The sequence below is a fragment of the Parapedobacter soli genome, assembly GCF_025460835.1.
Classification (GTDB): Bacteria; Bacteroidota; Bacteroidia; order Sphingobacteriales; family Sphingobacteriaceae; genus Parapedobacter; species Parapedobacter soli.
Genome location: NZ_JAMXAY010000053.1, coordinates 1 through 21,310 on the forward strand (window position 1 = coordinate 1; position 21,310 = coordinate 21,310).

The 21,310-nt window shown below is 52.8% G+C and carries 20 protein-coding genes and 1 pseudogene; 19 read left to right on the forward strand and 2 right to left on the reverse strand.

The window, feature by feature from the left end; translation table 11 throughout:
- The first annotated feature begins 229 nt into the window (after nt 1-229).
- From NGM62_RS17830 to NGM62_RS17845, 4 genes are all read left to right on the forward strand, one after another.
- Nucleotides 230-676 carry a hypothetical protein gene (locus tag NGM62_RS17830; RefSeq protein ID WP_262249645.1) on the forward strand — a complete coding sequence of 149 codons (447 nt, stop codon included), beginning with the start codon at nt 230-232 and terminating at the stop codon, nt 674-676.
- A gap of 21 nt (nt 677-697) precedes the next feature.
- Nucleotides 698-907 (forward strand): hypothetical protein, encoded by a 210-nt coding sequence (locus tag NGM62_RS17835; protein WP_262249646.1) that lies wholly within the window; start codon nt 698-700, stop codon nt 905-907.
- Nucleotides 908-1,202: 295 nt separating this feature from the next.
- A complete protein-coding gene (locus tag NGM62_RS17840; protein WP_262249647.1) occupies nt 1,203-1,580 on the forward strand; it encodes a hypothetical protein in 378 nt (125 codons plus the stop codon).
- Nucleotides 1,581-1,632: 52 nt separating this feature from the next.
- Nucleotides 1,633-2,649, forward strand: coding sequence for a TQO small subunit DoxD (locus NGM62_RS17845; protein ID WP_262249648.1), 1,017 nt, complete (start codon nt 1,633-1,635; stop codon nt 2,647-2,649).
- A gap of 4 nt (nt 2,650-2,653) precedes the next feature.
- Here NGM62_RS17845 and NGM62_RS17850 read toward each other — a convergent pair whose 3' ends face one another.
- Nucleotides 2,654-2,797, reverse strand: a complete 144-nt coding sequence (locus NGM62_RS17850) for a hypothetical protein (RefSeq protein ID WP_262249649.1) — start codon at nt 2,795-2,797, stop codon at nt 2,654-2,656.
- Nucleotides 2,798-2,895: 98 nt separating this feature from the next.
- Between NGM62_RS17850 and NGM62_RS17855 the strand changes: the two genes are divergently transcribed.
- From NGM62_RS17855 to NGM62_RS17875, 5 genes are all read left to right on the forward strand, one after another.
- Nucleotides 2,896-4,719 (forward strand): hypothetical protein, encoded by a 1,824-nt coding sequence (locus NGM62_RS17855; protein ID WP_262249650.1) that lies wholly within the window; start codon nt 2,896-2,898, stop codon nt 4,717-4,719.
- Between the two features lie 31 nt (nt 4,720-4,750).
- Nucleotides 4,751-8,272, forward strand: coding sequence for a hypothetical protein (locus NGM62_RS17860; protein ID WP_262249651.1), 3,522 nt, complete (start codon nt 4,751-4,753; stop codon nt 8,270-8,272).
- 58 nt (nt 8,273-8,330) lie between these two features.
- On the forward strand, nt 8,331-8,606 hold the full coding sequence (locus NGM62_RS17865; protein ID WP_262249652.1) for a hypothetical protein: 276 nt from the start codon (nt 8,331-8,333) through the stop codon (nt 8,604-8,606).
- A 288-nt stretch (nt 8,607-8,894) separates the two neighbouring features.
- Entirely contained in the window at nt 8,895-9,680 is a 786-nt protein-coding gene (locus NGM62_RS17870; RefSeq protein ID WP_262249653.1) for a LuxR C-terminal-related transcriptional regulator, read from the forward strand.
- Between the two features lie 72 nt (nt 9,681-9,752).
- On the forward strand, nt 9,753-10,190 hold the full coding sequence (locus NGM62_RS17875) for a WxcM-like domain-containing protein (protein WP_262249654.1): 438 nt from the start codon (nt 9,753-9,755) through the stop codon (nt 10,188-10,190).
- Here the strand turns inward: NGM62_RS17875 and NGM62_RS17880 are convergent.
- Nucleotides 10,187-11,512: a nucleotide sugar dehydrogenase gene (locus NGM62_RS17880; RefSeq protein ID WP_262249655.1), complete on the reverse strand. Its 1,326-nt coding sequence runs from the start codon at nt 11,510-11,512 to the stop codon at nt 10,187-10,189. The two genes, NGM62_RS17875 and NGM62_RS17880, sit on opposite strands and share 4 nt — an antisense overlap.
- A 114-nt stretch (nt 11,513-11,626) precedes the next feature.
- Between NGM62_RS17880 and NGM62_RS17885 the strand changes: the two genes are divergently transcribed.
- The 10 genes and pseudogenes from NGM62_RS17885 to NGM62_RS17920 all read left to right on the forward strand — a co-directional run bounded on the left by NGM62_RS17885 (nt 11,627) and on the right by NGM62_RS17920 (nt 21,087).
- Nucleotides 11,627-12,502, forward strand: a complete 876-nt coding sequence (locus tag NGM62_RS17885) for a prenyltransferase/squalene oxidase repeat-containing protein (RefSeq protein ID WP_262249656.1) — start codon at nt 11,627-11,629, stop codon at nt 12,500-12,502.
- 85 nt (nt 12,503-12,587) lie between these two features.
- Nucleotides 12,588-13,469 (forward strand): hypothetical protein, encoded by an 882-nt coding sequence (locus tag NGM62_RS17890; RefSeq protein WP_262249657.1) that lies wholly within the window; start codon nt 12,588-12,590, stop codon nt 13,467-13,469.
- Nucleotides 13,470-13,517: 48 nt separating this feature from the next.
- Nucleotides 13,518-15,074: a sulfatase family protein gene (locus NGM62_RS17895; protein WP_262249658.1), complete on the forward strand. Its 1,557-nt coding sequence runs from the start codon at nt 13,518-13,520 to the stop codon at nt 15,072-15,074.
- 102 nt (nt 15,075-15,176) lie between these two features.
- Nucleotides 15,177-15,461, forward strand: coding sequence for a transposase (locus NGM62_RS22285; RefSeq protein ID WP_390937907.1), 285 nt, complete (start codon nt 15,177-15,179; stop codon nt 15,459-15,461).
- 415 nt (nt 15,462-15,876) lie between these two features.
- Nucleotides 15,877-16,224: pseudogene (locus tag NGM62_RS17900) on the forward strand (transposase); the annotation flags it as partial.
- 1 nt (nt 16,225) lies between these two features.
- A complete protein-coding gene (locus NGM62_RS22290) occupies nt 16,226-16,342 on the forward strand; it encodes an IS3 family transposase (RefSeq protein WP_390937897.1) in 117 nt (38 codons plus the stop codon).
- A gap of 267 nt (nt 16,343-16,609) precedes the next feature.
- Complete coding sequence (locus NGM62_RS17905; protein ID WP_262249659.1) at nt 16,610-17,179, forward strand: hypothetical protein; 570 nt, start codon at nt 16,610-16,612, stop codon at nt 17,177-17,179.
- Nucleotides 17,163-17,504, forward strand: coding sequence for a hypothetical protein (locus NGM62_RS17910; protein WP_262249660.1), 342 nt, complete (start codon nt 17,163-17,165; stop codon nt 17,502-17,504). Before NGM62_RS17905 ends, NGM62_RS17910 begins: the two co-directional genes overlap by 17 nt.
- Nucleotides 17,505-17,772: 268 nt before the next feature.
- Nucleotides 17,773-20,652, forward strand: a complete 2,880-nt coding sequence (gene gcvP / locus NGM62_RS17915; RefSeq protein WP_262249661.1) for an aminomethyl-transferring glycine dehydrogenase — start codon at nt 17,773-17,775, stop codon at nt 20,650-20,652.
- 54 nt (nt 20,653-20,706) lie between these two features.
- Entirely contained in the window at nt 20,707-21,087 is a 381-nt protein-coding gene (locus tag NGM62_RS17920) for a transmembrane 220 family protein (RefSeq protein ID WP_262249662.1), read from the forward strand.
- Nucleotides 21,088-21,310 lie beyond the last annotated feature (223 nt).

Here is a 21,310-nt window from a genome sequence, read left to right on the forward strand (position 1 = left end):
ACTGACTGTTAGTGTGTTGTACAGAATTTAAGGGATGACTAATTAAGAAAATATAATATTGATTGCCGGATTGTAGGCTCTCAGAAACTCGCTACGTCGAAAGCGGAAGTCAGGCGGGAAGTGTGACCCGCACCGGTTATAAGGGTTCAAAAGAAAGCCCCGAAACGGGGAGAATCGGGGCTAAACGGAATCGGTTTTTGTATATCTTTACCTGCAAATTATAGCTTGGATGTTAAAGAGTAAACTTGTTGCCCGCTTTCTGGTACTGACCCTGATGGTGTCCGCCTGCTCCAAAGATAAGGAGGCTGAGCCTTCCTACCCGCTTACGTTTGTAGGCGATCAATATTCGGTCAAATCGGAAACCCGTGTGTTTACTTCAGCCGGTGAGCAACCGCTGACCGAAGAATACAAATCGTTGCTGGCAACGCAGTCTTTCTTTGACCTGACCGATTGGGTAGGAAAAGACAAGCCATACCTTACCTTGCAAACAAACGGTACGGCTGTTTTTACCGAAAACCCCGTAATCACGTATACCTATAAGCGAACAGACAATGACTGGCTGTTTATTGCCGAAAATACGTTAACATGGCCCGACAACATGCCTATTCCTGTCCTCCCCCGGATATATGTGCATAACGATGAAGTCCAGGCAGTGCCTGGACCCGGCGGATTTTAACTCCGGTCCAAGGCAGTCTGTATGGCTGAGGGAACGCTCCAGACGATACGCATCCCGATTACCGTGATGCTTACTGCACGGATTACCGAACATGAGTATTCGGGGAGCGCCAGTCGTTTAGCCAAGAAACTCAAAAACGACTTTGTCGCCGAACTAGTGCAAACCATACCGGCTTCGGACATCGTTATGATCAAAGAATTCGAACTGGTTTGTAAGGCGGAAACCAGGTAACCGGACCAGCAACAATTTGACATATTTTTTGGTTGAGCTTTTTTTAACTTTAGTGAGATTCGAGCAAGTATAGTATCACAGCTTACGGAAGTTATCGGGTGGATTAAGGCAGCAAGCACCTGCTCCGCATAGCTCCAGCAGGACAACCAACCGAAAGAAAAGACGGCTGATTTATATCGAGTTTTCCAACGGTGAGCTGCCGGGGGATTGGAGTGGGCAGAACGCACACCGCTTGACGATCCCGATATATACAGTTTTTAGTATTATTGGCAATAGAAACGTATCTTAGCATGCGATGCGTTATTTCGACAGACAAACAGCCACATTAAAGCGTATCAGCCTGACAATGCTGGTGCTTTTCGCATTGGCACCGTGCACGGTAAAGGTTGGCCTGTTTGACGCCATCGAAGTGACGTACGCCCAGCCACTGAATAAATCGCGGGCTGTCGCCACGACTTTCAGTGGATGTAGCGCAGCTCCCCTAATTACGGCATCCCAGAACCAATCGGACGTAAAGAAACCCATTCGGCCAGCGCCCGATTTTTGCCGCTGGCAGGCAGACACGCCGAACGTAACGGTGTCATCCCTGTATTTTCACACAGCGGTGCCCTCCGGCAAAACCCCACCAAAGTATATTTTATTTAAACGGCTGAAGCTAGACGCGGCTGCATAACACCCCTATCGCAGTACGTTTTTCAGTAATTCGTTTACATTAAAATATAATCATGAAACAGACTCGTTATGACCAGCCGTCATCGGCCGGTCTTTTCACGTTGGCAATCCGCCTGGTTATCGGGTGGACCTATTTCTCCGCCTTTTGGCGGAGATTGATCCTCGAAAACAAACTCGACCCCGAGGGGGCCGGCTATATCGGGGAGAAATTCAACCATTTCCTGCCCAATGCATTGGGCATCCAGCCGGTCATTGAATACCTCGTTACACATCCTGACCACCTGCATACCGCTATGGTGGCTTTTACCATTATTGAAGCCGTTGTTGGGCTATTTGTTATGTTGGGGCTTTTCACCCGGCTGATGGGGATCGGGGTATTCGGGCTGGCCATGGGTATCCTGTTGGGATCCGGTTGGCTCGGCACCACCTGCTTGGATGAATGGCAGATTGGCGTGCTGGGCGTGGCTGGTGGTTTTACGCTGTTTTTAAGTGGCAGTGCAAATTATTCGCTTGACCATTATTTCGTCCGGAAGAACCTGTCGTTTACCCATGCCCCGTGGTTCCGCTGGCTGGGCTCCGGCCCGTTGCCCCTAGCTGCACCCCGCCGGTTTGTACTGATCGGTTCCCTGTTGATATTTGCACTCACCTTGTTTACCAACCAGTACTTCCACGGCGGTGTATGGGGTACGCTGCACAATAAATCCGTTAGGCCTAAGATTGAGCTCGCCGATGTGCAGCTTGCGGGCAACCGGTTGCGGTTTCAGGTGTACCGCACGGAAGGCGCGGATGTGTACGGTTCTTTCCTTATCGGAATCCAACTGCTGACCGAAGAGGGCGAAACGGTTTTTGCCCTAGACGGGGATGACTTGGCTGCGTTCCCCGCGGAGAACATCCATAACCATTATGTAGCAAAGGTACGAAGCGGTGCGCATAGCATGGTGATACCGCTCGGTGCGAAAGCGGACTTGTCGATAAATTTGACCGACCTGCGCCTGCCGATGGATAAGCGCTATGTCCTCCAACTGGTTGATATAAGCGGGATGACCTGGCGAGCCGTGGTCGACTTATAAGGTCTTAATCGCTCCCAGGGTATCCTTTCAGCACCATCCTCGCCAGCCGATGCTTCTGCTGACGCAATGCCTTAAGAAAGAACAGGGCCCAAGGCTGCCAATCGGGTGTGGCCTCATGCAGCGTGCCTGAGTTATTCCTACCCCCCAAAAGGGTAGCTGTTTGGTGGTAGCCATTTCCCTACCTTTGGTGGGTGAGGTCGCCGGATAGGCTGCCGCACATTATCTACTACTGAAAAACAAATTGCCATGAGTGCCCAAAGCTCCAATCTCTCTAGCGAGGCATACCGTTATGACCTCGTTTCGGCATTAACGCAGGACACGTTAAACGCAAGCATCAAGCAGACCATCGCCACCGCAGGTGCCCAAGCGCCACCCCTTGCGGAATACTACCGGTACAACGACCCGGCCACACATGTGGGGGGTACCACCGTGATGACTGCCGAAGAAGTGCAGGCCATGACCGGCGGGCAAGATATCTTCGCCATTCCCAACGGTACCACCAGCGACGATCAGACCTACCAAGAGCTGGGTAACAGCATGGCCGCCGCAGGCTTTGCCTATGCTTTCAGGGTAGGGTTCGGCTTACCTCGGGGCATTCCCCCCGCGGAGATGCCCGACGTCCTTACCCTTACGCCACCGGCCAACAGCAACACCGCCAAAGACCTCGCACAGACGGTGCAGTACACCACCTATTTTGCCTCCTTCGAGCTGATGAAGCTCACCTACGGATGGAACGCGTGGACGGTAGAACAGGTGGCGCAACCCGACGATAACCCATGGATGTTCCAGTGGCTGGTAGACCTCAACCTTACGCTGCCGGAAGACGTGAAGCTTGCAGACCTGCCGCCAACGGTGCAGGAACACCTTAAGTCGGTCTATAACCTCGATCCCGCAACGATGTTCAGCCTCCAGCAGCTCCTGCTCAACCTGCATACGCCCGAACTGGTTGCCGGCGCGCAGCCATCCGTCATCGGGTTTGACCCAACCGACCCGATTTACGGCGACCTGAATGCTTTTTTAAATAGCTACTGGCTTCCACTTGTCGCCAATGGCGGTATCACGCTCGGAAATGCGCTGCAACCGCAGGGAGTATACCCTCCGGCATCCATCATACCCACTGCACTCAATTACGTGGTGTCGCCATACAGCGATCCGCGCCAGCCGGGCTTATCTACGCTCAACTACCTTGTGATGAGCGGCAACCGCCCCATGCCGGCCCCCATTGCCCCCTTCGGCTGGGACTGGGTAGACAGCAGCAGCCCTGCACCGGGGGTTATGGCGGTGAGGAGCGAGATCTTCCTCGACTACCTCAACGAAGCGCTGGCCCCTAGTCTTGCCCCGCTGTGCATGACCGTCCATGTCGATATCGACGAGAATAATAAATGGTACAACCATGGCGATCCCGCGGTGTCGCTGAATGCCAGCAATATCACGCCAACGTATACACGGACCGAAACGGGCTTGAAATTTTCGCACAGCTCCACGCAAAAGGATGAGCAGACCGTGTATTTGCCGACATCGCACCACGATGAATTGCGGGTTACCCTGCAGGTCGAATCAACCGTCACCATCGCCGGAAATACCATCACGTGCCAAACGACCGTAACGTTATTTTACGACTACGAGGTTGAGCGACTGATATTGGGCAGCACCGCATCGGAGACGAAAGGCTACGCCTTTGCCCAGCGGAATACGAGCGTCTTTACGATGACAGCCGTGGGGGCGGGAACCACCGCAGACAACAGCACGGCAGGGATGATCTGGCTAACCCCAAATGTAACCGTAGAAAACCTGATCCAGTCTTCCGATAAAAACGCGCCCTATTATCAGGATAAAGCCAGTACCTGGTCCAAATACCTTACCGGTGGCGATACCGGCAAGCTCATCGATGAGGTCGCTCAGCTGGCAGACAGGCTGCGGACGCTCACCGACGGCTATGACGCCGCGATTTCGGGAATTATCAACGGATCGCTGGCCTGGGTGTTCCCCGGAGCGCAGGCGTTTTATTTTGCGAACCCCCGTTTTTCGGAGGCGAAAGACCTCACCGTCGAAATTACCTACCAAGGATAACAGATACATTTACCTTAAAAGCGATAAAGAGATGGCAACCCAGAAGATATTCACCTCCGCCGAACTCATGACCAACTACATGCAGGCGGAAACCCTCGCGCCTGATAAGAAGTTTGAAGCGCTGCAAACCGCAGAAGGCCGTTCCCTTTTGTTTTCTATCGGAACTGACCAGCGGCTTTACCTTACTGAAGAAGTGACCGGCGAAGGGACAGGCTGGCACCGGTGGGACCTTACAGCCGGGCTGGCCGGGTTCTTTCCCGGCAAGACGCCGATGGCCAAAACATTTGCCGTGGATCAAAACGGCGAAAGCAACCGGTTTACGGTGGTGCTGGTTGTTACCGTGGATGACGCGGACCAGCTCTTTGTTGCGTCAGATTATACCACCGATGCGGAAGGTCGCATCAGCGGGCTGGCTTGGCAGGCCGCACCATATACCACTTCGGACGGACAGGGCGGCGTGCCGGAGATTGCCGACGTGTACGTACGGCAAAAAACCACCACGCCCTTCATCGTGGCCCATTTCGTGCCACCCGGCCAGCGTACCTTCGAACGGTATTACCTCGATATTACGACCGCAGGGGCACCGTCAAGCTGGAAAAAATACGCCTTGCCGGTAAATATGGACGCTGCCGGTGTGCAATTCTGCGGCGGTCGCCGCCAAGGTGAGCTCGTGGATGGTAGCTACACATTGGGCACCGTAGGCTCGGCGCCTGCGCTTTTCTACCAGCAGCTTTACGACCCGTTCAACCCCGCGGCAGCCGGAAGGACCTCACAGCTCATAGCGGGCGACAGCTACCCGACGGCGCTTGCCAGCACCCCCGCGGCTGCAGCAGCCGAGGAAGGCACGACAGACGTGTATGTCGCTACCGGAAGTGGCAGCCTATACCTCTTCACCGCCGATAACCAAGGTAATAATGCCCAGGGGATGCGCCTGATGGCCAACGACCTCTTCAAAGACATCGGATCGCTGTATGCCTATACCGTGGGCGAACGGGTGGTGGTCTGGGGGCTTAACCGCGCACAACAGGTGTTTTATACCGAGTGCGCCCGGGCACAGGTGGCTGATCCCGGAGCCTGGTCCCACCCGCTTCCCATCGCTTCGCAGGTGGTGCAATTGGCACCTTACAAAAACCGCGTAAACGGCGGCAATACGTATTTTGCGAATACCGGCTCCAACACGCTCAAGAAGGCCATGCAAGACCCGGTAAGTACGAGCTGGATGATGCAGGATATCCTGTTGCCCGTCACACCCGATTCCAAAGCAGGGCCATGCGACTGCTACGTCACCCGTATCACCGTGTGCGATGAAGCCAACGCGCCACAGGCCAACATGTCTGTGCAGCTGAGCAGCGCCTACCGCGTGCCTGTTTACATCAACAACCATTACTACGTGCTTGATACGGAACCCATCACCGTCAAAACCGGGCCACAGGGTGCCCTAAAGGTGGTGCAGCGGGTGGATAACCTGCAAGGCGCCCGCATTATGGTGCATCCCGCAGATGCGGTGCCGCAGACCATCAATCCGATGGACCATGCCGCTAAAAAAGCAGCTACCCTCAATACTGCCGAAAGCCTCGCCCAAGCCCAGGTGGTCAACGACCGTGGCGAAATACAGCAACCGTTGGTCCAGGCCGGTACCGATGCTGACGCGCTGGCCAGTGCCGCAGCGTCCATTCAAGCCATATCCGATGCCTATATGGAATACAATAGCGCCGCCGGGGTAGCACAGAAGCAGGCATCCTCCCGCCCCGACTTTCGGTTTGGCCCCAGCGCACGGATACATGCATTCGCGGTAAACCGCGCCACTATGCAGCTCAGCGTAATCGATGCCGTGGGCGATACCCTCAACGACATCGGCAATGCCATCGTCGTAGCCGCGGGCGACCTCTGTAGCTGGCTGAAGGATGCCACCGAATACGTTATCCAGATTATCGAAGACACGGCCCAAAGCATGTGGCATTTTGTGGCTAACGTGGGCGGGAAACTGTACACCTTCGTGATCAACACGGTGGAGAAAGCGATTGCGGCCCTCGAAGCCATCTTCGAAGCACTGGCCACGGCCATCAAAAGTGTTATCCAGTTTCTCAAGTTCCTGTTCAGCTGGGACGACATCGCACGCACGAATGCCGTATTTTCCAACATCACCCGGGTGTACCTCAAGGAAGGTGTGTCCAAGATGGAAGGCCTCAAACGGCTGCTCAACGACGAAGTGGCTTCCTGGATCGACAGCATCAACGAATGGGCTAACCTTGAGGGCGCCGATACCGGGGTTGCCGACCAGCCGTTGGACGCCACCTGTGCAGAAACCGACTATACCGACGTGTATACCACGCCCAATATGTTTTTGCAAGACCTGCTCACCGAAAACGTGGCCGATACCTATGAACTGGAACCCGATGCCGTCCGGGGAGAGGTAAAACGCGAAATGATAGAGGAGATGCTGCGGCAATTGGTGCAAGCCATCAAGTCTGAAGGCGAAGTGCTGAAAGGAGCCTACACGGCATTGCAGAATCAGCTATTCGCAAACGACAGGTATAAATCGATGACGGTGAAGGAAATCCTGATGACCTTGGTAGCTATCCTGGCCGACACCGTGCTCGTAGCCGCCACGATTATCATCGATCTGGTCATCGACCTGATCGTGGTCCTGATGGATACGGTGGTTGAGCTGCTTACCCGCCCGATTTGGATACCCGTGGTGTCCGACTTCCTCGCAGCCTTTGATCATACCATCAAGTTTTCATACCTCGATATGATCTGCATGGTGGGGGCGTTCCCCAGTACGCTTTTGTACAAGTTAATCACGCAGGAAGCGCCGTTTACCGAAGACGACGGTTATAGCACCCAGTTGATCGAGGCGCCCGACCTCGCCACGTTAAACCAAACATTTGGCACCGGCGATAACGATGATTATGCAGCAGGGTTCTACAGTTTGATCAAGTTGCCCCTGGCTGCGCAAAACATTATATTCATGAACGGCCACGCCATTGCTGGCCTGGCATCGAGCGTCAAGGGCGGTTTGATCGTGGTGGAAGACCTGCTTCAGCTTCCTTATGTGCCGAAGTTGAGCAAGTTCAAAGACGCATGCGGCATTGTGCAGAGCGCATGTTCCGGAATTACTTCGACGTTTGCCAAACCTTACCCCATACAAAACGAGGCCGTATCGATGTTTGCGTCGGGCGTGTTTTTCGGTTCGACAGCAGCGAAAGGTGCTTTCTGGGTCTTGCCTACATTGATCAAATCGGAGATCGGCAAATCTGGCATTGCCGAGGTGGGGGCCGCTGTCGACATGGTTTTCAACCTTACGGCAATTGCACCGCTGGCCTTCCATTTCATGGAGCTCTCGCAAAGCCCGTCGAACCACTACCGTACGTTGGCCATTATTGATGAAACTTCACGGCTTACCGACTACCTTGGCAGCATGGCAGCAGACGTGGCAAAGTTCGATCCCGAGCCAGCCAGCAGTAGCATCGTTGCACTGGTTAGCTGCGCACTGGCTGTGCTTTACGGAGGCCTCCAGATCGGCGAGAGCCTCGTGGCAGGCGACGGTTAAGCCGTCGCCCCTGGGGGGGCGGAATCGCTACAGCGCCGTTAATGCAAAAAGGGGCAAATTGGTCGTTCGCAGCCGGTTTTTCGCGGAACTGCTGTATTTCTTCCGGCGGAAGATGCACCCACTCGGTGACTTGCGCCAATTTACCCTACGCACCGGTACGGGAACCCTGGCGCGGCAACTCGTACCCACGTTTGAAGAAGCCATGCTGGAGGTCGAGGATATAGGCCTTGCTTTCCGGACTGCGCGCCACGTAAGCGTAGTCGCCGTCAATCCACAGCTTCCGGAGCCGCGTATTGTCGGATTGGTAGTGGTCCAGGAAGCTACCCGCACTTAAGCAATAAAAAAGAGAAACCCGCCACTCTGTAAGTAACGGGTCTCCGCCCCAATGGGGTTAGGGGCTATCAACCTAAACCTATATCTAAAACGAAGAAGCTGGCGGATTATTTTGTAGGGCATTAAAAAAATGCAATGGTCAAACCAAACAAGGCTGGGGGCGGTATTTCATATGAAGGTGACATCGTGGCCGGCTGGGAGGTCATTGCTGATGGGGCGTGCTTGTTAAAGGGCGCAATTTTGCTATCTTTGGGGTTGTTAACTAAGCTAACCATCTGTTTGTAGCCGTATGATGCACCTGAACAAGAACACTGAAAGCCTTGCGTTTGACCAAATCAAGCAGATCTGGCGCCGGATTGCTAAAACAAAAAAAAGTGCAGGTATCATTCATGAGCTCGAGTTTTATAAAAAACTTGTTGACGTCCTACACGTCGGCAAGTATTATGTCTACATTTTCAACTGTTCGTCTGTGGAGATGGAATTTGTTCATGAGAACGTTACGCAGGTGTTGGGTTATCAACCAGTGGACGTTACCCCCGAGATTATCCTCAAAAACATCCACCCCGAAGACCTGCCTTATTTTATCAATTTCGAAGATACGGTTGGGGTGTTTTTCAATCAACTACCCAAAGATAAGATCTTCAAGTACAAAGTCAGTTACGATTACCGGCTGAAAAACGCGAATGGAGAGTATACGCAGATCCTTCAGCAGGTTACGACCATCCAAACCAGCGAGGAACAGGGAATCCTCCGTACTTTGGGGGTGCATACCGACATTTCCCATATTAAAATGGGAGGTACGCCCAAGCTGTCATTTATCGGGCTGGATGGTGAACCATCTTATCACAATGTGAATTCCAGCGTGGTTTTCTTGCCATCGAAACCGTTGCTCACCAAACGGGAAATGGAAATCCTGAAACTGATTGTGGAGGGCCAAAGCAGCGATGCGATCGCCGTGAATCTGTTCATCAGCCGGCATACTGTCGACACACACCGCAGAAACATACTGGCAAAGACAGAGACAAAGTCGTTGGCTGAATTGATTACCAAGGCCATCAAAGAGGGATGGGTGTAAGCCAACTTTCAGGCTCGATTCTATTCTGATTATTTTTATAAATTGCCCCTGTTTTTGAAATGCAGTGACCCTATGGCAGGAATAGTCAGTATCCAGGGCGGTATCGCCGAAGATCATCGCGGGAGTATCCGCTTCGTGAACGATTTTGACATGGCCGCGGTGAAGCGGTTTTATATCATCGAAAACAAAGACACCGAGACGATTCGCGGTTGGCGGGCCCACCGCATCGAGCAGCGCTGGTTTTACGTATTGGCGGGTGCTTTCTCCATGAAGTCGGTCAGAATAGATAATTGGGACGAGCCTTCGAGCGCGTTGCCTGTGGAGGAAACAATCATGCGGAGTGAGGATCAGCGGGTGGTTCATGTGCCGGTGGGCTACGGAACGGCCTTCCAGGCCTTAGTGCCGGGGAGCCGGTTACTGGTTTTTGCCGACCATGGTATATACCACGCTAAACACGATGATTATACCTACCCGGCAGATTATTTTGTGCAGGGGCGCACCGGCTTTTAGAGCCTGCCGTCCACCAAGCTGCGTTCTAAGCAGGCTTTCGTATCAAATATGACCCCGTTGTTGCGCCTTACGTGCTCATAATCGAACTGTTGGAATTCGTGATGGGCAACGGCAAGGATAATGGCGTCGTAGGCCAGGTTGCTATCCACTTCTTTTAAGATGGTCAGTCCGTATTCGCGCGCTACCTCCTCAGGGTCTGCCCATGGGTCGTAAATATCTACCACAAGCCCGAATTCCTGCAATTCGTAGTAGATGTCTACCACACGGGTGTTGCGGATATCAGGGCAGTTTTCTTTGAAGGTGATGCCCAGGATCAGTGCCCGTGAATCCTTGATCCGATGGTCTTTCTGGATCATGAGTTTCACTACCTTATCGGCCACGAATGCCCCCATCTGGTCGTTGACCCTACGGCCGGAAAGGATGACCTGCGGGAGGTAACCGAGTGCTTGTGCTTTGTGGGTGAGGTAGTAGGGATCTACGCCGATGCAGTGGCCGCCTACCAACCCCGGCTTGTATTTCAAGAAGTTCCATTTTGTGGCTGCCGCTTCGATCACGTCGGTGGTGTCGATACCGATCCGGTCGAAAATCAACGATAGCTCATTGACGAACGAGATGTTGACATCGCGCTGGGCGTTCTCGATAGCCTTTGAGGCCTCGGCCACTTTGATGCTGGGCGCCTTGTGTGTGCCTGCATCGATGATGGAGCGGTATAGGTGGTCTACCCAATCGGCAATTTCGGGGGTGGAGCCACTGGTTACCTTTTTTATCGTTTTCAGCGTATGGGCCTTGTCGCCCGGGCTGACCCGTTCGGGCGAGTAACCGGCAAAAAAATCGCGGTTGAATACCAGTCCGGAAGTGCGCTCCAGTACTGGGATGCACTCCTCTTCGGTGCAACCGGGATACACGGTGGATTCGTAAATCACCACGTCGCCCACCGATATGACTCCTCCCAGCATCTCTGATGCCCCGATCAACGGCCTCAGGTCGGGAGCTTTGAACTCATCGATCGGCGTGGGCACCGTAACGATATAGGTGTTGTATGCCCGTAGATCTTCTACGTTGGTAGATAGCGATAATCCGGGTATTGCCTGATGGCCGTCATTTTGCCTGCGATGGGTAACCGCCTGCAAAAGGGAAGGGTCGGCCTCCTGCGTGCGGTCTATGCCTTTCCTCAATTGGGCAATACGCTCCGCATCGATATCAAAACCCAGCACGTTGTATTTTTCAGCAAAAGCGATGGCCAGCGGCAGCCCCACATACCCGAGCCCAATAACAGCGATACGCGTATTTTCTAATGGAATTGACGAAGGGGTGATTGCCATAGGGCAAAGGTAAATTTTTTGCCGACGCCTACCAACGGAATAACTAAATGTGAAGCCGTTGACCTTCGAGTGATATTATCGCTATCTTTACGGCAAAATGTAGCTATACGAACCGTGCATTCGAAGCCTATAAATGTAGATAAGGAAAAGGAAGTGTGCCTTATTTTAAAAAATAAATACCTTTTTGTTGTCGGCATCGGATTGTTCCTGTGGCCGATGGCATCGGCGAATGGCCAGCAGGCCGTCAGCATAGACAGCCGGAATACCATTGCTTTCGTCTTGTCGTGCCAGAAGCCTAACGGTGCATTTGGTCCCGCTGACAAGGCGTATACCGATGTGGCGTGGACCTACCCTGCTGTCCGTACACTTCAGTTGCTCGGTGCTCCGCTGCCTGATGCCGATTCATGCTTGTCTAATGGCGGGCAATCTTGGATGGAGAAGGTTTCATGGAAAAATGGTCCTTGGTATTGGTCGTTCTACCAAAAAGCGATGCTATATTCGCTTTATGGGAGGCACGACGCCCATGAGCCAGGTGTTGGGCCCGGGTCGTCATGGGAAGTGGCCTACGTTCCCCGTAAAAATTATACGGAATTCCGTGATTACCTGAAAGGGACTTTTTTCGATATGGAATCGCTTTGGCACATGACGGCCGGCATCCTTGCACTCGGCGGAAGCATACAGGAAGACGGTGCAGTGGAAAGTTTCATCAACGAAAGGCAGTTGCCTGACGGCGGGTTTGGCAACCACCTCATCCATACCCATGCTGCCGTGCGTACACTGTCGGCACTGCATTTGCCCATACCGAATCGCGAGCAATGCATCCGGTGGCTGCGGGCATGCCAGCGAGAAGATGGCGGGTTTGGTTGGAGCCCAGATCACCCTGCTGTTTCCAACCGATCGGACGTGTGGTATACATGGGCGGCGGTGATGGCGCTGCACGAGTTGGGGGGGCCAACCGAAAGATGTCCAGGCGTGTATCGACTGGCTTAACGGTCTGCAGAATGCAGATGGCGGATTCGGCGACCAACCGGGGTGGAACTCGCGCCTGTACAGTACGTATTACGCTGTCGAGGCCATGCAAACGCTTACCGGCGATGCCTGTGCGGCGATTTCTCGTAAAGACATCCGCTTACCGAAGGAAAGTGTTATTCCGGAGGGCACATACCGTATCTACCAAACCCAGCATAAAACACCGGCCGGAGGTGAAGGAATGGTCGACTCGATGGTTAACCTCGGATTTCACCTCGTGGGTGTAAAAACGAGGGAAACTGAAGTGTTGGAAGGTGGGGGCATGAGCCGTATCGTACGGGAAGCACGTGCGTACGCCAGCCGAAAAGGCTATGAGCTCGAAGTCGTAGACAATCCGGAGAATTATGCCCATCGGCTGGTTTGGTTCGATGGGCAGCATGCTGACCATGTTTCCAATTTCATGATACCGCCAGCAATGGATGAAGCCCAACGGACGCAATTTCTGGGAAGTTACCATGCCGGAAAAGAGAACCTGCCTTGGGTCGACTTCAAGAAGGAAGTTATCGAGCCAATGGTGGCGATGGGTACGCTTTTCTACCCTGAGCTGGACTATACCATGCCCAACGCTTACTTGGTGTACGATGAAGGGCTTTATGGCGGAGGCGGCTATAATGCGGTTCCCGGGGCCCATTTCGGTAATATCGACTGGGTCAGGCATTTCCCTTACCACGAACGGTGGGTGGGTAAGCTTCCCATAATCGCGGATGGGGATGCCCATGGCGATATGGTCGCTTGGCGTGCCAACCTGATGTTGTTCAGGAATGTCTACCTCGCCAAAGACAACAGCCTTGCCGCCTATGTAGAAGCGGCAAAAGAGGGTAGATCGGTATGTGTTATTGTCTTGCCGGAAGGGGAAGTGAGATACTATGGCACACCTGAAGCTGTAGCGTACTTAAGGGAGCCCCTAGACGAATGGAAATGGTGGTAGTGCCATCTTATTATCTTTGCATCGATTTTATTTTATAACGAATGACCCATGAATATGAAAAGACCAATGCGTTCCAAAAGCCTATGCCTGCTCGGATTACTTGCGATTGCAGCTTGCAATACTAACGGAGGCGGACAGCAAGCCGGTGAGGACCGGCCTAATATCGTAATCATTTATATGGATGACTTGGGCTACGGCGACCTTGGGGCCTATGGGGCCACAGCTGTAAAAACCCCGAACATGGACAGGCTAGCGGAGAAGGGGTTGAAATTTACGGATGGGCACGCGTCGTCGTCTACCTGTACACCGAGCCGCTATGCACTCCTAACCGGTGTATACCCTTGGCGGAATAAGGACGCCAAGATACTTCCCGGTACGGCCCCCCTGGTAATCGATACCCAACAGCAGACACTCCCAAAGATGCTGAAGCAAGCAGGCTATCATACGGGTGTGGTCGGCAAGTGGCATTTGGGTTTGGGAGCGGGTCATGTGAACTGGAACGAACACATTTCGCCGGGGCCGAACGAAATAGGGTTTGACTATGCATTTATCATGGCTGCTACCCAGGATCGGGTGCCTACCGTTTATATCGAAAATGGCTATGTGGTGGGAGCAGAGGCGGATGATCCCATTGAGGTGGATTACCACGAAAACTTTGAGGGGGAGCCCACGGGGCTTGAGCACCCGGAGCTCCTCAAGATGCGGTGGCATCACGGCCATAATAACAGCATCGTAAACGGCATTCCCCGCATCGGCTTCATGAAAGGCGGTGAAAAGGCTAAATGGATAGACGAAAATATGGCCGACACGTTCCTCACGAGGGCACAGACGTATGTCAGGGAGCATAAGGACAAGCCGTTCTTCCTCTATTATGCGCTTCACCAGCCACATGTGCCGCGTACGCCCCACCAACGCTTTGTCGGCACATCAGGAATGGGCCCGCGGGGTGATGTGATCGTGGAGGCGGACTGGTGCATCGGAGAATTTATGAAAACGCTTGCGGAAGAGGGGTTGCTGGAGAACACCATTGTGATTTTTTCCAGTGACAATGGTCCTGTGGTCAACGACGGATACTATGATGATGCGGTGGAGAAACTGGGTGACCACACGCCGTGGGGCCCCTTGAGGGGAGGCAAATACAGTTTGTTTGAAGCAGGCACCCGGGTGCCTTTCATTGTGCAGTGGGAAGGGCGCATCGATCCGGGTGTTTCTGATGCTTTGGTTTGCCAGATGGATTTGCTTGCTTCATTGGCGAAACTAACGGGGCAGCACTCCGCGAGCGCAGATAGCCAGGATGTGCTGGCTGCCCTGCTGGGGGATAGCAGCCAGGGGCGCGCGGAACTGATAATGGAGGCTAGTTCGCGCACGGCTTTGCGAAAGGGCGACTGGGTCATGATACCGCCCAATAACGGCCCAGAGCGCAACCAGCAGGTGAATATTGAATTGGGCAACTCGAAGGAATATCAACTTTATAACTTAAGTACGGATATAGGCCAGCAAAACGACCTCGCCTCGTCCGAGCCGGACAAATTGCAAGAGATGGTCGAAAGTTATCACGCAATCGTCGGGCAGCGTGGTAACCCTGAACCGTTAAAATTGGAATAGGAAGTAAATCGGCTTATAATGCCCCCCAAAAACTGGACAGCTGCTTAAATGTTTAACTTAGCAGTTGAAAAATGAAAAAAGAACGGAGAAACCACGAAGTAGCTGCGAAGCAAATTCAGTGCAGGCTTTAAGGCGAAAGTAGCCATCGAAGCGATCAAGGAACAGCAGACAGTCCACGAACTGGCAGCCAAATATGAGGTTCACGCCACGCAGATCAACGCCTGGAAGCGTGACTTCCTGAATAATGCGGAATCGGCTTTCAGTAAGGACCAAGACCGCTCCAAGGATGATTCTCAGGAGAAGAAGGAGCTTTATTCGAAAATCGGGGAATTACAGATACAGGTGGATTTCCTAAACTATATCGATGCGGGTATGCGTGCGTGGTAGCGGGTCGCATCAAAAAAAGTATTGGGCAAATGAGTTTGGACCAGAAGCGCAGGCTTGTTTGCCCACGGTACAGAAAGTTGAGTGTTTTCCAGTAATGCAAGGTCATCGAGCTGCCGCGCAGCAGCTACTATTTCAAACCCAAAGGCGAGTCGTTGTTCAACCAGCGGGTGATGAAGGCCATTGATAGGAAATTTCTGGATTGTCCGTTCTATGATGTGGAGCGGATGACCTGGTACCTGAAGAAGGATCTGGGGTATTTTGTTGGGGGAAGCGTATCAGGAGATTGTATAAGGTCATGAACCTGAAGGCCATCCATCCCAAAAAGAATCTCAGCAAGGCCAATAAGGCTGATTATAAATTCCCCTATCTGCTTAGGAACCTGAAAGTCGACCGCGCAAACTAGGTCTGGCAGGCGGACATCACTTACATACCCATGTTCCGTGGGTTCATGTACATGTTTGCCATCATCGATGCTTACAGCCGCAAGATCGTGGGCTGGGGAATCTCCAATACGATGAGTGCGGAATGGTGCCGGGACGTTATGCAGGATGCAATAACCAAGCATGGCAAACCGGAAATCTTCAATACTGATCAGGGGTCACAGTTTACCTCCTCTGTATTTGTCGAGGCACTCAAAGGTCATGGGGTGAAAATATCCAGGGACGGCAAAGGCAGAGCCTTGGACAACATTTATATCGAAAGGTTCCGGGGTTCGTTCAAAAGGGAGAAAATCTATCTGAATCCACCCAAATGGTGGGGTTGACTTGTACAAACAGGTGAAGGATTATGTGCGCTTCTACAACACTGAGAGAAGACACAAGTCAATCGGTCGGGTAACACCCGATGAGAGGTTCTATCAGGCAATCAAAAATGTGTCGTAATTATATCTTAAATTAGTGCAATAATTGTCCAGCAAATAGGGAGTATCATAAAAAGATAATCAAGGGAATAAAAACTTCTACGGGGTAAAAATGTATTTCGCTAATGCAGGGGTTCAGAACAACTCTTCGTACGTAACTTTCCGTGAGAAGTTTACCCAGCGGCACCCAATGTACGGGGACAGTACTAAGATTGTTAATCAGCCCCCTAGGGTTATAAAGTATCTTTTGGAGAATAGCCCGTGCCCTTCATCGAACTAAATTTATAGCATGAAGACATTATTTTTTGTTTTTTTCTCGATCTCGATAGCGGTAGCTCAATCACCCGACTCGACAGACCGCAATATTCCGAAAGGCTACCGGATTTTTTATGTTAATGATTCGGTCGATTACCTCGTCATCGGAAAGAAAGGGAATCAACTATTTGGTGCGCCGCGGAACGACGGAAGTGCAGAAGCCATGTCGGCTAATGAAAGTTTTCTTAGAAATAATGCAAAGGAGTTAATCTGGATGTTGGATCGCTCAATAAGTTATGAACGCGCCGTCGAGCTTTGTGAAAAAAACCCTAAAGGCGAATTAGGCGTACTTCTTTTTTTTACACCTGAGCCACGGCTCAAGGAAGTCTATTTCAATTTCAGGGGGTTTGGGGGCCAAGTCCCACTAACGTTCGATGAGGTGAACCTGCTTTCTATATTTATCGGCAATAATATCGGCGCATGGTATAAAGAACCCGACCGCCTGTTCGAGCGTCGATTGCAATTGCAGTATTACATAGAATGGCCCTGGGAAATTAGGACAATCAGGTTAGTCAACTATAAAAAAGGTGAGTTCCGGATATAGGGCCCAACTGGTAGTTACGGGCTCACCCCTCTTCTTTGTTCATGATAACTGGGTGGGATTAGCCTTTAGCAGGCCCGAAAAGATAGAAAAGCTGCGCTTTCTCTGTCGGAACGATGATAATTTCATAAAATTAGGCGAGCTTTACGAGCTTTTTTATTGGAATGGTGTGGAATGGGAATCTTTAGGGTTAAGGAAAGGCGACACCAACAAGTTTTTACATTTTGACCGTGTGCCGCGAGGGAGTTTGCTGTTGCTCCGCAACCATACTAAAGGGAAGGAAGAACGACCTTTTACATACGAGCGCGAACAGCAAGTCTGGTGGTGAATTATACAAAATTATTCTATAGAGCGTCGACAATTAAGCTTTTCTTACGATTTTGAACGTTGGATCGACCCCTAATTCCACTCTTCTTTCTGGACGTATTTAATTAATGCTTGCTGATAAAACCGGTTATAAACCGACATGGGCTGCAACTTGCTAAAAGCGCCCCCCCACCCTTTATTTCACCCATTAAAATCCGTACCTTCGCCTGCGAAAACTACCGGGCTGCTTGCAGAGCAGCATGGCTGCACCGAGGTAGTGATGTATCTGAATGAACAAAGTATATTTCCAAGAAAAATTTGAAGAGCGGCACATCGGCCCGAGTACTGATGAAACCGCCGAAATGCTAGGCGCCCTGGGGCTGGAAAGCCTAGACCAGTTGATGGATGAAACGGTTCCGGCACAAATCCGCACCAACGCGTCACTGCGCCTGCCGGATGCTTGGAGCGAAACAGCATACCTCCAGCGGATGCGTACCATCGCCGAAAGGAACAGGGTGTTTAAGTCGTATATCGGCCAAGGCTATTACGATGTGATCCTGCCTAGTGTGATACAGCGTAATGTGCTGGAAAACCCGGGATGGTACACACAATATACGCCCTACCAAGCGGAAATAGCTCAGGGCCGCCTGCAGGCGCTGCTCAACTTCCAAACCGCCGTGATAGACCTTACGGGGATGGAGATAGCCAATGCGTCGCTGCTGGACGAAGCCACGGCTGCGGCCGAAGCGATGTTTATGCAATACGGCCTTCGCAAAAATAAAGCGGCCGACACGTATTTTGTGTCTGAAAATATTTTTCCGCAAACCCTGGATGTGCTGCGCACCCGGGCCCACTCATATGGCATCAAACTACTGGTGGGTGATGTGCAGCAGGTGCCCGATACGGACGTCATTTTCGGTGTGCTGGTGCAGTACCCGGCCGGCGATGGCTCGGTGACCGATTATAAGGGGCTGGTAGACCAGTTGCATGGCCGCAACATTTCCGTTTGTGCCGTTGCCGACCTGCTCAGCCTGACACTGTTGGCTGCCCCCGGCGAGTGGGGGGCCGACGTGGTGGTGGGCAGCACGCAGCGTTTCGGTATCCCTATGGGATTCGGCGGGCCGCATGCGGCTTATTTTGCAACCAAAGATGCCTATAAACGGAATATCCCCGGACGCATCATCGGCGTTACCGTAGATGCCAGCGGCGAATATGCGCTGCGCATGGCGCTGCAGACGCGCGAGCAGCACATCCGGCGCGATAAGGCTTCGTCAAATATCTGTACCGCCCAGGCGCTGCTGGCCATCATGGCCGGGTTTTATGCGGCCTACCACGGCCCCGAAGGGTTGAAGCGGATTGCCGAACGCATCCATGGACTGGCCAACCTGCTCGACGGTGCATTGCAGCACCTCGGCTACACGCAGTATAACGGCACCTATTTCGATACGCTGCGGGTGGAGCTGGGCGAGCTTGCCGGGCCGCTCCGCGCAGAGGCACTCAACAACGAGATCAACCTGCACTATGATGGCACCATTGCAGGCATTGCCATAGACGAAACCACCACCTATAAAGATATTGAGGCCTTGGTGCGCGTCTTTGCCAAGCTAAAGGGTAAAACGCTCGATGAGGCGGACCTTGCCGCACGGGCCGAGCGCATCGTGCCGGCCATCCCGGAGGCGGTGCAGCGCACATCAGATTACCTCACCCATCCGGTGTTCAACAGTTACCACTCCGAGCACGAGATGCTACGGTATATCAAGTCGCTGGAGGCCAAAGACCTTTCGCTGTGCCACTCGATGATCCCGCTGGGATCATGTACCATGAAACTCAACGCTACCACCGAGATGGTGCCGCTTACGTGGCCCGAATTCGGCAACATCCACCCGTTTGCGCCAACAGACCAGGTGGGGGGATACATGCAGCTCATCGGCGAACTGGATACCTGGCTGAGCGAGATCACCGGCCTTACTAAGGTGAGCTTCCAGCCTAATTCGGGCGCCCAAGGGGAATACGCCGGCTTGATGGTGATCCGGGCGTACCACGAAAGCAGGGGCGACACGCACCGCAATGTGGTGCTTATCCCCGCGTCGGCCCACGGCACCAATCCGGCGTCGGCAAGCATGGCAGGCATGAACGTGGTGGTGGTGAAATGCGACGAGCGCGGTAACATCGACGTGGACGACCTGCGCGCCAAAGCCGAGGCCCACGCTGCCGATCTGGCGGCACTGATGGTAACCTACCCTTCTACACACGGCGTTTTTGAAGAGCCTATCATCGAAATATGCGAAATCATCCACCGGAATGGCGGACAGGTGTATATGGACGGTGCCAACATGAATGCGCAGGTGGGCTTCACCAACCCCGGGTTTATCGGGGCCGACGTGTGCCACCTCAACCTGCATAAGACCTTCTGCATCCCGCACGGCGGCGGTGGGCCGGGTATGGGGCCGATCGGCGTGGCCGCCCACCTCGTGCCTTTCTTGCCCAACCACCAAGTGGTGCCGGTGAGCGGCACTGACGGCATCAGTGCCGTATCTGCCGCCCCATGGGGGTCGGCATCCATCCTTGTCATTTCGCATGCCTATATAGCCATGATGGGCGCCAAGGGGTTGGCCAACGCCACACGCTACGCCATCCTCAACGCCAATTACATAAAAACGCGGCTCGAAAGCCACTACCCGGTGCTGTATGCCGGTGCAAACGGTCGGTGTGCGCACGAGCTGATACTAGACTGCCGCGCCTTTAAAGCGGTAGGGATTGAAGTGGGCGATATTGCCAAGCGCCTGATGGATTATGGTTTCCACGCACCCACCGTGTCGTTCCCGGTGGCCGGTACGCTGATGGTGGAGCCTACCGAGTCGGAGTCGAAAGCCGAGCTTGACCGCTTCTGTGATGCCATGGTTGCCATCCGCGAAGAGATTGCAGCAGTGGAACAGGGGTTGGCCGACCGGGCAGACAACCTGCTGAAAGGCGCGCCGCATACGGTAGCCGCCGTGAGTGCCGATACCTGGGATAGGCCTTACCCGCGGTCGCAGGCGGCGTTCCCGCTGCCATTCGTGCGCAGCCATAAATTCTGGCCTACGGTAGGGCGGGTGAACGACTCGCAGGGCGACCGTATGCTGATCTGCGCATGCCCGCCGATAAGCGATTATGAAACGGCGGAGGCATAACTTCGTTTGTTCATTTTTTTGTGTAAGTTTGGTCTATGCTAACGACGTGTTTCCATGAAGACCTTTAATATCGTATTCTGTATCCTTTTCCTGATCAGTGCCGCATTGCAATACAATGATGTGGACCCTCTTTTGTGGATTGTATTGTATGGCTATGGTGCCTGGGCCTGTTACATGGCGGCGCGCGGGCGATACCTCGTCCGGGCGTATGCACTGGGCATCGTGGTTTACCTGGGCTTTGTAGTGTATTACCTGATTTTCAAGCATGGCGTGCTCGATTGGCTGCAGAACCACGAAGCGAAAGACTTGGTGCAGTCGATGAAAGCCGACAAGCCGTGGATAGAAGAAACGCGCGAGGTATTGGGCTTATTGATACTGATCGCGGTATTGGCGGTAGACTGGGTGGTGGCGGTAAAACGCAAGCGGGTGGCATAGGCGGATTACTTCTCTTTTTTTATTATTTTTTACTGCGACTTTGCTTAAAGTTTACTTAACTTTAACACTCAAATCAATGGATATTTCTCAATGTTGAGAAATTTTTGTGTTGATAATTTGACCAATATCTTTTGTGTGAAAAAGCACGCAAATTATTGATATAAAGCGAATTAAGTAATATTTCAACTTTTAATTTTTTAGGTGGGTTTTTTTTGCCATCTTC

What these genes read in the sequence shown, in the direction of transcription:
- NGM62_RS17830 (WP_262249645.1), top strand. Translation starts at nt 230, where the DNA reads ATGTTAAAGAGTAAACTTGTTGCCCGCTTTCTGGTACTGACCCTGATG.
- NGM62_RS17835 (WP_262249646.1), top strand. Translation starts at nt 698, where the DNA reads ATGGCTGAGGGAACGCTCCAGACGATACGCATCCCGATTACCGTGATG.
- NGM62_RS17840 (WP_262249647.1), top strand. Translation starts at nt 1,203, where the DNA reads ATGCGTTATTTCGACAGACAAACAGCCACATTAAAGCGTATCAGCCTG.
- NGM62_RS17845 (WP_262249648.1), top strand. Translation starts at nt 1,633, where the DNA reads ATGAAACAGACTCGTTATGACCAGCCGTCATCGGCCGGTCTTTTCACG.
- NGM62_RS17855 (WP_262249650.1), top strand. Translation starts at nt 2,896, where the DNA reads ATGAGTGCCCAAAGCTCCAATCTCTCTAGCGAGGCATACCGTTATGAC.
- NGM62_RS17860 (WP_262249651.1), top strand. Translation starts at nt 4,751, where the DNA reads ATGGCAACCCAGAAGATATTCACCTCCGCCGAACTCATGACCAACTAC.
- NGM62_RS17870 (WP_262249653.1), top strand. Translation starts at nt 8,895, where the DNA reads ATGATGCACCTGAACAAGAACACTGAAAGCCTTGCGTTTGACCAAATC.
- NGM62_RS17875 (WP_262249654.1), top strand. Translation starts at nt 9,753, where the DNA reads ATGGCAGGAATAGTCAGTATCCAGGGCGGTATCGCCGAAGATCATCGC.
- NGM62_RS17880 (WP_262249655.1), bottom strand. Translation starts at nt 11,512, where the DNA reads ATGGCAATCACCCCTTCGTCAATTCCATTAGAAAATACGCGTATCGCT.
- NGM62_RS17890 (WP_262249657.1), top strand. Translation starts at nt 12,588, where the DNA reads ATGCAAACGCTTACCGGCGATGCCTGTGCGGCGATTTCTCGTAAAGAC.
- NGM62_RS17895 (WP_262249658.1), top strand. Translation starts at nt 13,518, where the DNA reads ATGAATATGAAAAGACCAATGCGTTCCAAAAGCCTATGCCTGCTCGGA.
- NGM62_RS17905 (WP_262249659.1), top strand. Translation starts at nt 16,610, where the DNA reads ATGAAGACATTATTTTTTGTTTTTTTCTCGATCTCGATAGCGGTAGCT.
- gcvP (WP_262249661.1), top strand. Translation starts at nt 17,773, where the DNA reads ATGAACAAAGTATATTTCCAAGAAAAATTTGAAGAGCGGCACATCGGC.
- NGM62_RS17920 (WP_262249662.1), top strand. Translation starts at nt 20,707, where the DNA reads ATGAAGACCTTTAATATCGTATTCTGTATCCTTTTCCTGATCAGTGCC.